General features: G+C 70.8%; 13 protein-coding genes. 3 read left to right on the top strand and 10 right to left on the bottom strand.

What is annotated here, in order from left to right:
* Nucleotides 1-32 precede the first annotated feature (32 nt).
* Both OG698_RS12300 and OG698_RS12295 read right to left on the bottom strand, forming a co-directional pair.
* Complete coding sequence (locus OG698_RS12300) at nt 33-893, bottom strand: helix-turn-helix domain-containing protein (RefSeq protein ID WP_406103123.1); 861 nt, start codon at nt 891-893, stop codon at nt 33-35.
* A 160-nt stretch (nt 894-1,053) separates the two neighbouring features.
* Nucleotides 1,054-1,869, bottom strand: a complete 816-nt coding sequence (locus OG698_RS12295) for a helix-turn-helix domain-containing protein (RefSeq protein ID WP_406103122.1) — start codon at nt 1,867-1,869, stop codon at nt 1,054-1,056.
* 84 nt (nt 1,870-1,953) lie between these two features.
* Between OG698_RS12295 and OG698_RS12290 the strand changes: the two genes are divergently transcribed.
* Entirely contained in the window at nt 1,954-2,259 is a 306-nt protein-coding gene (locus tag OG698_RS12290; protein WP_406103121.1) for a 4a-hydroxytetrahydrobiopterin dehydratase, read from the top strand.
* Nucleotides 2,260-2,265: 6 nt separating this feature from the next.
* Nucleotides 2,266-2,979 carry a class I SAM-dependent methyltransferase gene (locus OG698_RS12285; protein ID WP_406103120.1) on the top strand — a complete coding sequence of 238 codons (714 nt, stop codon included), beginning with the start codon at nt 2,266-2,268 and terminating at the stop codon, nt 2,977-2,979.
* Nucleotides 2,980-2,986: 7 nt separating this feature from the next.
* Here the strand turns inward: OG698_RS12285 and OG698_RS12280 are convergent, their stop codons facing one another.
* The 3 genes from OG698_RS12280 to OG698_RS12270 form a co-directional block, all read right to left on the bottom strand.
* Nucleotides 2,987-3,976 carry an aldo/keto reductase gene (locus OG698_RS12280; RefSeq protein ID WP_406103119.1) on the bottom strand — a complete coding sequence of 330 codons (990 nt, stop codon included), beginning with the start codon at nt 3,974-3,976 and terminating at the stop codon, nt 2,987-2,989.
* A 95-nt stretch (nt 3,977-4,071) separates the two neighbouring features.
* Nucleotides 4,072-4,536: a hypothetical protein gene (locus OG698_RS12275; protein ID WP_406103118.1), complete on the bottom strand. Its 465-nt coding sequence runs from the start codon at nt 4,534-4,536 to the stop codon at nt 4,072-4,074.
* Nucleotides 4,536-5,012, bottom strand: coding sequence for a hypothetical protein (locus OG698_RS12270; RefSeq protein ID WP_351436070.1), 477 nt, complete (start codon nt 5,010-5,012; stop codon nt 4,536-4,538). The genes OG698_RS12275 and OG698_RS12270 overlap by 1 nt, the downstream gene beginning before the upstream one ends.
* 39 nt (nt 5,013-5,051) lie before the next feature.
* Between OG698_RS12270 and OG698_RS12265 the strand changes: the two genes are divergently transcribed.
* Entirely contained in the window at nt 5,052-6,014 is a 963-nt protein-coding gene (locus OG698_RS12265) for a helix-turn-helix transcriptional regulator (RefSeq protein ID WP_406103117.1), read from the top strand.
* 72 nt (nt 6,015-6,086) lie between these two features.
* On the opposite strand, the gene OG698_RS12260 is transcribed toward OG698_RS12265, so the two are convergent.
* The 5 genes from OG698_RS12260 to OG698_RS12240 all read right to left on the bottom strand — a co-directional run bounded on the left by OG698_RS12260 (nt 6,087) and on the right by OG698_RS12240 (nt 13,790).
* Complete coding sequence (locus OG698_RS12260) at nt 6,087-6,959, bottom strand: aldo/keto reductase (protein WP_406103116.1); 873 nt, start codon at nt 6,957-6,959, stop codon at nt 6,087-6,089.
* A 68-nt stretch (nt 6,960-7,027) separates the two neighbouring features.
* Complete coding sequence (locus tag OG698_RS12255) at nt 7,028-7,813, bottom strand: ABC transporter ATP-binding protein (protein WP_406103115.1); 786 nt, start codon at nt 7,811-7,813, stop codon at nt 7,028-7,030.
* On the bottom strand, nt 7,810-10,539 hold the full coding sequence (locus OG698_RS12250) for an ABC transporter permease subunit (protein ID WP_406103114.1): 2,730 nt from the start codon (nt 10,537-10,539) through the stop codon (nt 7,810-7,812). The genes OG698_RS12255 and OG698_RS12250 overlap by 4 nt, the downstream gene beginning before the upstream one ends.
* A gap of 12 nt (nt 10,540-10,551) precedes the next feature.
* Nucleotides 10,552-11,808, bottom strand: a complete 1,257-nt coding sequence (locus OG698_RS12245) for an ABC transporter substrate-binding protein (protein ID WP_406103113.1) — start codon at nt 11,806-11,808, stop codon at nt 10,552-10,554.
* A gap of 155 nt (nt 11,809-11,963) precedes the next feature.
* Nucleotides 11,964-13,790, bottom strand: a complete 1,827-nt coding sequence (locus OG698_RS12240; RefSeq protein WP_406103112.1) for an AMP-dependent synthetase/ligase — start codon at nt 13,788-13,790, stop codon at nt 11,964-11,966.
* Between the last annotated feature and the right edge of the window lie 2 nt (nt 13,791-13,792).

Genomic DNA, 13,792 nt, shown 5'->3' with positions numbered 1-13,792 from the left:
ACCACGCGTCGCCGGTCACCACGCGCCGCGTGTCAGAGCGAGGCGCGCTTCTTCCGCAGCAGCTCCACCGTGCGCTCCGCGGACGCCGCCTGCGCCGCGATGTGGTCGAGCACCTCCAGATGGGTGCCCACCTCTTCCCGGCCGTCCAGATAGAGCGCGCCCGTGACGTACTCGCTGAAGACCATGTCCGGCAGCTCGCGCACCGGGAACCGGAACAGCGTGAACGGGCCGAACGTCCCCGGGTGCGGACCCGCCGTGAACTCGGCTATCTGGAGCGTCACTTGAGGCAGCTCGGTGGCCTCTATGAGCCGGTCGAGCTGGTTGCGCAGCACCTTCGGACCGCCCGGCGGCCGGCGCAGCACCGTCTCGTCCATCACGACCCACAGATGCGGCGCGTCCTCACGGGTCAGCAGCGCCTGCCGGGCCATCCGCAACGTCACATGGCGTTCGAGATCACCGGGCTGCGTGCGGCCGACGGTGCCCGCCTCCAGGACGGCCCGCGCGTACTCCTCCGTCTGCAGCAGCCCCGGCACGAAGTGCGGCTCGTACGACCTGATGAGCCCGGCAGCGCTCTCCAGGCTCACGTACAGGCTGAACCAGTCGGGCAGGATGTCGTGGAACCGCTGCCACCAGCCCGGCAGATTCGCCTCCTCGGCGAGCCCGACGAAGGCCTCGGCCTCCGGCTCCGGCACCCCGTACAGCTCCAGGAGCATCTGTACGTAAGGGATCTTGAGGGCGACCTCCGCGGTCTCCATACGGCGGATCGTCGCGCCGGTGACGCGCAGCGCGCGGGCGGCCTCGTCGCGGTTGAACCCGGCCGACTCCCGCAGTTCCCGCAGGCGTCTGCCCAGGACCACCTGGCCCACGGTCGGCGCGGGCCGCCGTTCACTCACGTCACGTCTCCCCACGTGCCGGGCGGCGAGCGGATTCGGGAGCCGGTGCGCTCCCAGCCGCGGCACTGCGCGCACAGAACATGTGCGCGAGCCGCGTGAACGGTACCAGTGCGACGAGTGGCCTGCCCACTACCGCGTCGATCCGGCCGCGAGGCCCCGACTACGGCTCCAGCGACCGCAGATACTTCGCCGTCGCCGGGTCGGCCGGCAGGAACGTCTCGATCGCGAGCTCGGCCACCGTCACGTCCATCGGGGTGTTGAACGTCGAGATCGACGAGACGAACGACAGGACCTGCCCGTCGTGCTCGATCACCATCGGCAGCGCGAAGTACGGCACCGCCTCGCCGCCCTCCCCGTCGTCGTCACCGGCGTCCCTGTCAGCCACCGGGTACGCCTTGACCTCGTCGTACACCGCGCGCAGCGCCTCCGAGCGGTCCAGCGCGATCTGCCGCTCCATCTGGGCCAGGAGATGCCCTCGCCACTCGCGCAGATTCCGGATCCGCGGCGCGAGGCCCTCCGGGTGCAGGGTGAGCCGCATCGCGTTGAGCGGCGGGGCCAGCAGCGACTCGGGAATCCCCTCCATCAGCATCGCGATGCCCCGATTGGCGGCGACCACCGTGTACGTCGCGTCGACGACCAGCGCCGGATACGGCTCGTAGCCGTGCAGGAGCCGGTCCAGGCCCTCCCGCAGCGCCCCCATCGACGGGTCGTCGAGCGGGGTCTCCGCGAACCGGGGCGCGTAACCCGCCGCGAGCAGCAGCGCGTTGCGCTCCCGCACCGGCACGTCCAGATGCTCCGCGAGCCGCAGGACGAGCTCCTCGCTCGGCCGCGACCTGCCCGTCTCCACGAAGCTGAGATGCCGGGCGGACGAATCGGCGCGCAGGGCGAGCTCCAGCTGGCTCACCCGCCGCCGTTCCCGCCACTCTCGCAGCAGAGGACCGATTCCGGACTGGCGAGCACGCGTGGCAGTCGACATGCCACGACCGTAGCCGAGGAGCGCGCGGCGCCACCCCTGTGGGAGGCTGGAACTCCTCGCACATCACAGGGAAAGGACCTGGTCATGACCTTGGAGCCGCTGTCCCAGAAGGAGATCGAGGACCGTCTCGCCGAGCTGCCCGGATGGAGCGTGGCCGATGACAGACTCACCCGCACCTACCGCCTGGCCAACCACTTCGCGGCCACGGCCCTCGTCGTGCACATCGCGCAGATCCAGGACGAGCTCGACCACCACTCCGACCTCACCCTCGGCTACAACACGGTCGACCTGTCCGTGAACACCCACAGCGTGGGCGGCGTCCTCACCCACCTCGACTTCGGCCTCGCCCAGCGCGTCCAGGAGATCGCCCCCACCCACGGCGCGAGCTGACCGCCGGTGCTGGACTACGACAAGGAAGCCGCGGTCTACGACGCGACCCGCGGCGGCATACCCCGCGCCCGGTCGGCCGCCGAGGCCGTGCTCGGCCTCGTGCCGCCCACCGCCCGGACCCTCCTCGACCTGGCCTGCGGCACCGGGCTCGTCACCATGCGGCTCACCCGGCCGGGCCTGCGCCCCGTCGGCATCGACCTCGCCCCCGGCATGCTGCGTGCCGCGGCCCCCCGCCTCGACGGCGCCGCCGTCCGCGGCGACAGCCGCCAACTCCCGTTCCGCAGCGCCTCCGTGGACGTCGTGACCGTGATCTGGCTGCTGCATCTGCTGCCCGACGCGCGCCCCGTCATAGCCGAGGCCGCCCGCGTCCTGCGGCCCGGCGGCGTCCTGGTGACCACCGTCGACAAGGCCGCCGCCCACGACGTGGGCAGTGACATCGACACCCTCGTGGCCCCCTACCGCGGCCGCCTCCCCTCCGACGCGACCGCACGCGTCGCCGCCCACGCCGCCGCCCACGGACTGCGGCCGAGCGGCGAGACCCGCTTCCCCGGACACGGCCAGGGCCGCACCCCGAGGCGCCTCGCCGACGACGTGCGGCGCGGCAGGATCTACGCGGCCGGGGGCACCGCACTCGCCGACCTGATCTCCGCGCTCCCCGACCCCGAACTTCCTCGCGCTGACCCGGAGTTCACCGTGCACGCCTTCACGCGGCACGCCTGACGCGAGATCAGTGCGCCGCGTCGAGACGAGCCCGCTGATCCACCGTCAGCTCCAGGTCGACCGCCGCCAGGCTCTCGTCGAGCTGGGCCACCGACGACGCGCCCACCAGAGGGATCACCGGGATCTCGCCGCCGATGAGCCAGGCGAGAACCACCTGGTTCACCGTGGCGTCGGCCTCCTTCGCCACGTCGCGCAGCGCGGCCAGCCGAGTGGGCGTACCCGGATGGCCGTACTCGGCGCCAAGCGGCTTGTCGCCTCGCACATACGCGCCGGCGAGCAGCGGCGAGTACGCCACGAGCGCGAGCTTCTCGCCCTCGGCCCGCACATAGCTCAGGAGCTGGCCGTCGACCAGGCCCTGGCTGCCGTCCGGCGACAGATCCGCCGGCAGATCCGTGCGCGGCCGCAGATAGCTGTGCCGGTACTGCAGCACCTCGTACCCCGGCAGCCCCGCCCGCTCGGCGATCTCCCGTGCCCGCTCCACCTTCCACGCCCAGTGGTTGCTGACCCCGAGCAGTCCGACGCTGCCCTCGGCGACCAGACCCGCGAACGCCTCGACGGTTTCCCGGAGTTCGACCTTCGGGTCCTCGATGTGCGCGTACAGCAGATCGAGCCGCTCCATCCCGAGCCGCTCCTTGCTGCCCTCCACGGCCCGCCGGATCGCCGCGGCGGACAGGCCCTCGGGGTTGTCGACGTACCCCGTGCCGGCGGTCAGCGGGCTCGCCCCCAGCTTCGTCGCGACGACGATCTCGTCGCCGACGCCCCGGCTGCGTCGCCACCGGCCGAGCACGCCCTCGCTCTCCCCGCCGCGGCTGCCCGTGTGCCAGAACGCGTAGTTGTCCGACGTGTCGACGAACGTGCCGCCCGCCGCCACATACCGGTCGAGGATCGCGAACGACGTCTCCTCGTCGGTCCGCGTGCCGAACAGCATCGCGCCGAGACTCAGCACACTCACCTCACGGCGGGTGGCCGGATCGGCGCCGATCGTACGGAACTTCATGAGGGTCCCTCCCGTGCCCGGCGCTGATGCCGGGCCACGGGAGGGAGTCTCGGCGTTGAAGCGCACGCGAAGTCAAGGCGCGATGCAGGAATGGGTCAGGCGCGACGGGTGAACGCCATCGTCCAGTTCGACAGCCATGTGTCCCCGCCGTCCACCGAGAAGAACTGCTCCCAGTGCGCCGTCGTCGCCGAGATCCCCGACCAGACGAACCGCACCCGGACGTCCTTGCCGTCATGGGTGTCGTCACCCTCGAAGACGCCCCGCCCGTCCGGGTCGAAGTGGCCGATGACCGGCGGGAACAGGACGCCCGTACGGCTGGACGACCAGTTCAGCGACCACGTACCGGCCGCGCGGTCGAAGAGCCGCAGCGTGAGCCCCTTGAAGCCTTCCGTGGGGCAGTCCATCTCGTCGATGTTCGCCGCGCCGTCGAACAGACTCCAGCAGCGGTTCGTCGCGGCGAACTCCTCCCAGCCGCTGTCCGCGTCGAGGAAGTCCGTACGCCTGCGGTGAGCCACGTCCCAGTCGCCGAAGAAGAAGTCGAAGTCGTGCGCGGTGCTCATCAGCGGTCTCCCGTAGTGCCGTCGGTGAGTGAATCGGCCAGATATCCGTCGAGGTCCGGGGCGTCCGGGGCCAGCATGTGCCGCACCCACGCATCGCGTTCGTGCAGCACCGGCGGCAGCTCCCACACACAGCCGATCCACGGCAGATCGAGGATCACGAACCGCGTCGGATCACTGTCGGGACAGCCGATCACCGGCTGCCCCGCGGCCGCACCCCGGAAGTGCAGGACGTTGTCCCACACCCAGCTGTACGCGTTGATGTACGCCCCGTCGTCACCGCCTCGGTGCAGCACGACGAACGTCGCCGGAGGCGTCCCGTCCGGCTCCGGAAGCAGCTCCGGCAGCATCGCGTACGCCGCCTTCTCCACCTCCGGCGCGATCCCCGCCGGATCCGCGCTCACGTGATAGCGCTTGACGCGCCGGCCCGCCACCTCGACGGGCGGCAGCGCCCACAACAGTTTCTCCTCGAAAGCCATGGCTGGAAGCTACGACCACTTCACTGACATCCTGTGTCAGTGAAGTCCAGCCGACTGGTGTCCATCCTGCTGCTGCTCCAGACCCGCGGCCGGATGACCGCCGCCCAGCTCGCCGCCGCCCTCGAAGTCTCCGTACGCACCGTGTACCGAGACATCGACTCCCTGCACGCGGCCGGCGTACCGCTCTACGGCGACGCCGGGCACGCCGGCGGATACCGGCTCATCGACGGCTACCGCACCCGCCTCACCGGCCTCACCACCGACGAGGCCGAAGCCCTCTTCCTCGCCGGAGCACCCGGACCCGCCACCGAACTCGGCCTCGGCCCCGTACTCGCCGCCGCCCAGCTCAAGGTCCGCGCCGCGCTCCCCACCGAACTGCGTGCCCATTCCGAACGCATCAGCGCCCGCTTCCACCTCGACGCCCCCGGCTGGTACGCCGACGAGGACGAGGTCCCCCACCTCCCGGCCGTCGCCACCGCCGTCTGGAACAGCCGCGTCCTGCACGTCCGCTACCGGCGCTGGCGCGCACCCACCGACGTCGAACGCCGCCTCGAACCGTACGGACTCGTCCTCAAGGCAGGCCGCTGGTACGTGATCGCCTCCGCCGGAACGGGAGACCCCCGCACCTACCGCGTCGACCAGATCCTCCAACTCCACGTCGGCGACGAGCAGTTCGAGCCGCCGGCGGACTTCGACCTCGCGGCGTACTGGCGGGCCTACCAGGAAGACTTCCACGGCCGCCTGCACAGCGGCGACGCCGTCGTACGCCTGGCCCCGGGCGTCGCCGACCGGCTGCCGGGCCCCGCCCTGCGCGAAGCGGCGCACGCCACCGCCCGCCCGGAGCCCGACGGCTGGACCAGGGCGGTCGTCCCCATCGAGTCCGTCGACCACGCCCACGACGAGTTCCTGCGCCTCGGCGCCGGCATCGAGGTCCTGGAACCGGCCGAGCTGCGCCACCGCATCCGGGCCACGGTGGAGGCGCTGGCCTTCCTCTACACCTGAACCACGGCCTCACACACGTGTGCCCCGCCTCCGGACGGAGGCGGGGCACACGAAGCCGTACGCGTGGAGCGATCAGGCCATGTCGAACGTCGCCGGGTCGGGACCCAGGCGACGGTCCTCGTTCAGCGCGCTGATCGCGGCGATGTCCTCGACGTCCAGCTCGAAGTCGAACACGTCGATGTTCTCCACGATCCGGGACGGCGTCACGGACTTGGGGATCACGACATTGCCGAGCTGGACGTGCCAGCGCAGCACGACCTGAGCCGGGGTGCGCCCGTGCTTCTGGGCGATCGCGACGATCGCGGGGACCTCCAGCAGGCCCTTGCCCTGACCCAGCGGCGACCAGGCCTCCGTGGCGATGCCCTGCTCCGCGTGGAACTCACGTGCGGCGCGCTGCTGGAGGTGCGGGTGCAGCTCGATCTGGTTGACCGCCGGGATGATCGACGTCTCGCCGAGGAGGCGCTCCAGGTGCTCCGGAAGGAAGTTGGAGACACCGATGGCCTTGGCGCGGCCGTCCGCGTAGATCTTCTCGAGGGCCTTGTACGTGTCGACGTAGCTGTCCTTCGAGGGCAGCGGCCAGTGGATCAGATACAGATCGAGGTAGTCGAGGCCCAGCTTGTCGAGGGAGGCGTCGTAGGCGCGCAGCGTCGCGTCGTAGCCCTGGTCGGCGTTCCACAGCTTCGTGGTGACGAAGAGCTTCTCGCGGGCGATGCCGGAGGCGGCGATGGCCTTGCCGGTGCCCTCCTCGTTGCCGTAGATCGCGGCGGTGTCGATGCTGCGGTACCCGGCCTCCAGGGCCGTCGCGACAGCCTTCTCGGCCTCGGCGTCCGGCACCTGCCATACGCCGAAACCGAGCTGGGGCATCTCGACGCCGTTGTTCAGGATGATCGGGGGGACCTTGCTCACGAGCTCTCGATCCTTCGCGTTGTCGGTTGGTACTCCCATCGTCAACGATCACGGCCCGGGGCGCATTCCCGTTCACGTCGTGTTCACAGGGGCGCCCCGGGCCCCGCTCACCCGGCCGAACCGAGATAGGCGTCCCGCACGGCCGGGTCGGCGCGAACCGCTGCCGGTGTCCCCTCGGCCAGCACGGTTCCGAGGTCGAGGACGACTATGCGGGAGCAGAGGTCCATGACGAAGGTGACGTTGTGCTCGACGAGGAGCACGGCGCAGCCCTGTTGGTCGGACAGATGGCGGATGACAGATTTCAGCTGACAGATTTCATCATCTGTCATGCCGGATGCGGGCTCGTCGAGCAGCACCACCCGCGCCCCCTCCACCCCCGCCCGGGCCAGTTCCACCATGCGTGCCTGGCCCACGGGCAGAGCGCCCGCGTACTCCCCGGCCAGCGCCTCGAGGCCGCACGCGCGCAGCATCGACGCCGCCCGCTCGCGGCGCCGGCGCTCGTACGTCCGTCTGGGGGGCGCGGCCAGCAGGTCGGCGGCCAGCCCGCCTCCACCGCCCCGCCACTCCTGCGCCACCAGCAGGTTGTCCGCGACCGTGAGCTGGCCGAAGAGCTGCTGGCGCTGGAACGTGCGGCGCATCCCGTGGCGGGCCCGCCACACGGGGGAGCGGCGCGTGATGTCCCCGCCGTCCAGGAGGACGCGGCCCTCGTCGGGGCGTCGGATCCCGGAGACGACGTCGAAGAACGTGGTCTTGCCCGCGCCGTTCGGGCCGATGAGCCCGCACACCTCGCCGGGGCGGAGCTTCAGGCCGACCCCGTCGAGCGCGCGGATCCCGCCGAACCGGACGCCGACCCCGGTGGCTTCGAGTACGGGTCCCTCAGTGGTCCCGCTCATGGCCGCACCGCCCCTTCCTCTTCCGCTTCCGCGTCCTGGGCCGTGCCGGGCCCACTCGCGCCGAGGCCCAGGTAGGCCTCGGTGAGCCGGTCGGCCCGCACCTCGGCGCGCGGGCCGCACCACGAGACGCGGCCCCGGTCGAGATACGCGACGGTGTCCGCGACGCCGAGGATCTCGGTGGCCTTCTCCTCGACGAGGAGCAACCCCGTTCCGGCGTCGCGGAGTTCGGTGAGCAGCCGGAACACGTCCTCGACGATGCGCGGCGCGAGACCGAGGGACGGCTCGTCGGCGATGAGAACGCGGGGCGGCTCCTGGAGGAGCGGGGCGAGGGCGAGCAGCTGCTGTTCACCGCCGGAGAGCGCGCCCGCGGTGACGTTGCGGCGGGCGGCGAGCCCGGCGAAGCGCTCGTACACGGCCTCGCGCGCGTGCTTGTCGGGGAGGTGCAGGGTGAGGTTCTCCTCGATGGTGAGGGCGGGGAAGATGCCGCGCCCTTCGGGGGCGAGGAGTACGCCGGCCCGCGCCCGGCGGACGGGGCCCTCACGTGTGACGTCCCGCCCGGCGACGTACACCTGCCCCCGCAGGGGTGTGAGGAGTCCGGCGGCGGTACGGCACGTCGTCGACTTCCCGGCGCCGTTGGGGCCGAGGAGGGCGACGATCTCGCCGGGGTGGACGGCGATGCCGACCCCGTGCAGGACGGGCGCGCCGTCGTATCCGGCGTGCAGGCCGCGCAGTTCGAGTACCGGCGGGACACCGCCGTCGGGCGGAGGGGCCGGTGCCCGGCTCGTTGCTTCGACGACAGGGACTCCCGCCCCCGGCTTCGTACTCCTGCGCCTGTGCCGTCGTACGGAGACCGCCGCGCAGTACCCGTCCGGGTCGTTGGCGAGTGCGAGGCCCGCCAGGCCGAACAGGACGACCGGCAGATGGACGGAGTCCGTGACGTAGTCCGCGACGAGGTGCGGCACGATCGCGTAGACGAGGCCCGCGACGACCGCGAACTGCGGGCGCCGTACCCCTGCCGCGACGACGACCGCGAGCCAGATCAGGCCCGTCATCGCGGTGAAGTCGGTAGCGGTGATACGGGTGTTGTACGACGCGTACATCACGCCCCCGAAGCCCGCGAGCCCGGCCGAGAGGGTGAAGAGGAGCAGTTTGGTGCGGATGACGGAGACGCCGGAGGCCATCGCTGCCGCGGGTGCCGAGCGTACGGCGAGCATGGCGCGGCCCGAGGGGGAGTTCCGCAGTGCGCCGAGGGCGGCCACGGCGGCCGCGCACAGGACGACCATCGCGACGCCCATCGCCCGGTCGTCGCTCAGGTCGACGGGTCCGAAGACGGGGCGCGGGATCTCCCAGCCGGTGTCGCCGTTCCTCAACCAGCCCATCTGGAAGAGGACTTGGTCGGCGAGGAAGGCGAGGGCGAGCGTGGCGAGGGCGAGGGTACGGCCGCCGAGGCGTAGCGCAGGCAGCGCGACGAGCGCTCCGAGGAGGGCCGCTACGCAGGTGCCGACGAGCGCCGCCGCGATGAACGGCCAGCCGTGGCTCATCAGGAGACCCGCCACGAGCGCCGCGCCGGTGACGAACGTGGCCTGCGCGAGGGACACCATCGCACCGAGCCCCGTCACGACGGTGAAGGAGACGAAGACCAGGGAGAGGGCGAGGCCCTGGGCGAGGATGCCGCTCCAGAACGGGGTCGTCACCGTGTAGAAGGAGGCCGCGAGCAGCACGGCGGCCACCGCCCATGGCCCCCACTTCCGCGTCCAGGCGCGGCCCGCGAGATAGTCGACGGGCGGCGCGTCGGCGGCGGCCGTCCCCGCCGTGCGCTGTCGCCGGGTGAGCAGCAGCAGTCCGGCGAAGAGGATCAGGAACGGGACCGCGGTACGGAACCCCGTGATGCGTTCGGCGAAGGACGAGTAGCCGGCGACGAGGTTCTGCAGGACGCCGAGGCCGAGGCCGCCCGCGAACGCGAGGGGTACGGAGGCGAAGCGTCCGAGGACCGCGGCGGTCGCCGACACGAACAGGAACAGCGTGAAGTCGTGGGCGGACAGGCCGAGCAGTGGTGTCGCGAGGACGCCGGCGAGGCCCGCGAGGCCGGACGACAGCATCCACGCCACGGTGGAGAGCCGGTCGGCGCTCATACCGCGCAGTTCGACGAGTGAGCGGTTGTCGACGGCGGCCCGCAGGCGCAGGCCGAGGGTGGTGTGGCGCATCAGGATCCACAGGCCGAGCGCGACGGCGGCGGTCGCCACCCAGGTGATCAGCTGGTCGGAGTCGATGCCGACGCCGTCCATCAGCTGCCAGTTCTTCGCGGGGCTGGGGCCGACGCCCGGCAGCCCGAACTGGTTCTCGGCGGGCTTGACGGACGCGCCCGCGTCGTCGAGCAGTTCCACCACCCACAGGCCGAGCGCGGGCAGTGCCACGAGCAGGCCGATGGTCGCGACGATCTGTGCGGTCTCGCCGACGCGCGCCAGCTTGCGGAACATCAGACGGTCAAGTCCCCAGCCCAGCAGGGGAGATGCGACGCAGACGAGGAGGAGCGCGGTCGGCACGGCGGGCCAGCCGAGACCGGAGTGGAGCTCGTAGAAGGTGAGCGCGCACAGGTAGGCGGTGGCGCCATGGGCGAAGTTGAAGAGGCCGGAGGCAGAGTAGGACAGGACGAGGCCGGTGGCGAGGAGCGCGTACAGCGCACCCGACACGAGCCCGCTCAGCACGAAGGCCAGCAGGTCGGACATGCGGGGCGCCCCCTACTTGAACGGGATGGGCTCGTAGCACTTGAAGGGTGACGAGACGTGGTACGCCCCGTTCTTGAGCTGGACGAGGGCGCCGCAGCCGAACGACTCCTTCTGCCCCTTGGGCAGGGCGCGGTCGCCGACCATGGTGCCGGTGTCGGAGAACCCGTCCGCGGCCTTCTGGAAGGAGGCGACGGTGAGGTCCCGGCCGGCCTTCTGCGCAATGGAGAGGAAGAGGTCGGCGGACATGTAGCCGGTCATCATGTGCATGTTGAGCGGCACGTCCTTCCCGCCCGACGCCTTCTTGATGTCGGCCTTGAACTGCTTCATCGCCGCCGAGCGCGTCTCGAACGGCGCGAAGGTCAGCAGGATGTGCACCCCGTCGAGCGCCTCCTTCGTCGCGCTCTTGGCGAGCAGCCCCGGGTCGTAGTCGGTCGGGTCGGTGAGGACGCCGTGGTACCCGGAGCGCTTGACGGCGGTGAACAGGCCGATGTTGTACGGGGTCTGCATGACGGAGACGACGATGTCGGGCGCCTTGCCGCCGTTGCTGCGCAGGATCTCCTTGGTGTACGCCGACCAGTCGCTCGGCACCGAGGTCGCGGGCACGGACGACTTGGCGAAGGTGACCTTGTACCCGGCGGACGCGAAGCTCTGCTTGTAGGTGCGGATGGCGAAGGTGCCCGCGTCGTTGTCGTTGGCGAGGATGGCGACGGTCTTGCCCTTGGCGCCGTGCGTGACCTGCTTGAGGCCCTCGGGCCAGGTCTGCGAGATGGTGCCGCCGGGCATCGGGACCATGCAGCCGCCGAAGCCGTAGATGTAGGTGGGTCCGCAGAAGGACGGGATCGTGCCCCAGCCGAAGGTGGGGACCTTCTGCTTCTGGAGGAAGTCGGCGCCGGAGAAGGTGACCGAGCTCATCGGGGAGATCGCGAACACCTTGTCCTGCTGGACGAGTTTGCGGGCCGCGGCGAGGTTCTTGGCCGGGTCCTGGCCGTCGTCCTCCGCGCCCAGGTAGTCGATCTTCCTGCCGTTGATCCCGCCCTCCGCGTTGGCGCGGGCGAAGCGGGCCTTCGCGCCGAGGTCGGTGTCCTTCTTGCTGTAGCCGCTGGCGGTCGTCATCGAGACGATGCCGCCGACCTTGATGGCGTCATCCGTCACTCCGCGTACCGAACTCCCTTTGCTGTCAGGGGAGTTGCCGGTTGCCGCGGAGTTGCAGGCGGTGGCGAGCAGCAGTGCCGCCACAGTGGCGGTGATGGTGCGGACAGTTCGCGACACGATGGGCCCCCTCCGTCGGGTGAGGGTGATTCTGTGTGCGACCTGATGAACCGTCAATAACTGACGCATCGGTAATTGATGAACCGTCAGAAACGCTTCGCGGCCGGGTCAGGGCCTTGTGGCGGGGTTACCGTCGGGAACCCACCGGCGCGCGATCAGCCCCGGTACAGCGCCTCGACCTCCTCCGAGTACGCCGTCTCGATCGCCTTCCGCTTGAGCTTCAGGGACGGCGTGAGCAGCCCGTGCTCCTCGGTGAACTGGTAGGCCAGTATCCGGAACGTACGGATCGACTCGGCCTGCGAGACCAGGGTGTTGGCCGCCACGACGGCCCTGCGCACCTCGGTCTCCAGGTCCGGGTCGTGGACCAGCTCGGCGGGCTTCAGCGGCGGCTTGCCCCGCATGTTCAGCCAGTGCTCGACGGCCTCGGCCTCCAGCGTGACGAGCGCGGCGATGTACGGGCGGTCGTTGCCGACGACGATGCACTGGGCGACCAGCGGATGGTCGCGCACCCGCTCCTCCAGCTGCTGCGGCGAGACGCTCTTGCCGCCGGAGGTCACGAGGATCTCCTTCTTGCGGCCGGTGATCGTCAGGTAGCCGTCGTCGTCGAGCGCGCCGAGGTCGCCGGTGGCCAGCCAGCCGTCGTGCAGGGTGGCGTCGGTGGACTTCGGGTCGTTGAGGTATCCCTGGAACACATTGCTGCCGTACAGCCAGATCTCGCCGTCGTCGGCGATGTGGACCGTCGTGCCGGGGATGGCCTGGCCGACCGTGCCGTAGCGGGTCTGTTCCGGCGGGTTCGCGGTCGCCGCCGCCGTGGACTCGGTGAGCCCGTAGCCCTCGTAGATCGTGACGCCGGCGCCCGCGAAGAACAGACCCAGGCGGCGGTCCATGCCCGAGCCGCCCGACATCGCGTGCCGCACCCGGCCGCCCATCGCCTCGCGGACCTTGGAGTAGACGAGCTTGTCGAAGATCGAGTGCTGCATGCGCAGCGACGCGGACGGTCCGGGGCCGGTGCCGAACGCCTTGGCCTCCTGTGCGTCCGCGTACTTGACGGCGCACTCGACGGCCTTGTCGAACGGCCCCGACTTGCCGTCCTTCTCGGCCTTGCGGCGGGCCGCGTTGAAGACCTTCTCGAAGATGTACGGCACGGCGAGGATGAACGTCGGGCGGAACGACTGCAGGTCGGGCAGCAGCGCCGCCGCATTGAGCTGCGGCTGGTGGCCGAGCTTCACGCCGCCGCGGATCGTGGCGATCTGCACCATGCGCCCGAAGACGTGCGCGAGCGGCAGGAACAGCAGGGTCGAGGCCTCGTCGCCGCGCTTGGAGTGGAACACCGGCTCCCAGCGGCTGACCATCGTGTCCGACTCGAACATGAAGTTCGAGTGGCTGATGACGCAGCCCTTGGGGCGGCCCGTGGTGCCCGAGGTGTAGATGATCGTGGCGACGGAGTCGGGGGTGACGGCGCGCCGGTGGCGGTGCACCACCTCGTCGTCGATGTGGGCGCCGGACTCGATGAGTCGGGGCACGGGATCGGAGTCCAGCTGCCACATCCGGCTGAGCGTGGGCAGACGGTCGATGACGGTGGCGATCGTCATCGCGTGGTCCTCGTGCTCCACCATCGCGGCCGACACCTGGGCGTCGTGCAGGGTCCAGAAGACCTGCTCGGCGGAGGCCGTCGGGTAGATCGGCACGACCTGGGCGCCGATCGTCCACAGCGCGAAGTCGAAGAGGGTCCACTCGTAGCGGGTCCTCGACATGATCGCGACGCGGTCGCCGAAGCGGACGCCCTGCGCGAGCAGTCCCTTGGCAAGCCCGAGCACTTCGTCACGGAACTCGGCGGCCGTCACATCGAACCAGCGGCCCGCGTCGTCCTTGCGGCCGAGCGCGACGCGCAGCGGATCCTCGAGGGCATGGTCGAACACGGCGTCGGCCAGGCCGCCCACCGGCAGCACCGACGCCAGAGGAGGATTGGTGAACTCGCGCAATG

This window comes from Streptomyces sp. NBC_01003 (assembly GCF_045162695.1).
Taxonomy (GTDB): Bacteria; Actinomycetota; Actinomycetes; order Streptomycetales; family Streptomycetaceae; genus Streptomyces.
This window is presented reverse-complemented; position numbering and strand designations above follow the sequence as displayed.

Coding starts and splice junctions, on each gene's coding strand:
- OG698_RS12290 (WP_406103121.1), top strand. CDS start 1,954: ATGACCTTGGAGCCGCTGTCCCAGAAGGAGATCGAGGACCGTCTCGCC.
- OG698_RS12255 (WP_406103115.1), bottom strand. CDS start 7,813: ATGAGCGGGACCACTGAGGGACCCGTACTCGAAGCCACCGGGGTCGGC.
- OG698_RS12295 (WP_406103122.1), bottom strand. CDS start 1,869: ATGTCGACTGCCACGCGTGCTCGCCAGTCCGGAATCGGTCCTCTGCTG.
- OG698_RS12260 (WP_406103116.1), bottom strand. CDS start 6,959: ATGGGAGTACCAACCGACAACGCGAAGGATCGAGAGCTCGTGAGCAAG.
- OG698_RS12270 (WP_351436070.1), bottom strand. CDS start 5,012: ATGGCTTTCGAGGAGAAACTGTTGTGGGCGCTGCCGCCCGTCGAGGTG.
- OG698_RS12250 (WP_406103114.1), bottom strand. CDS start 10,539: ATGTCCGACCTGCTGGCCTTCGTGCTGAGCGGGCTCGTGTCGGGTGCG.
- OG698_RS12275 (WP_406103118.1), bottom strand. CDS start 4,536: ATGAGCACCGCGCACGACTTCGACTTCTTCTTCGGCGACTGGGACGTG.
- OG698_RS12280 (WP_406103119.1), bottom strand. CDS start 3,976: ATGAAGTTCCGTACGATCGGCGCCGATCCGGCCACCCGCCGTGAGGTG.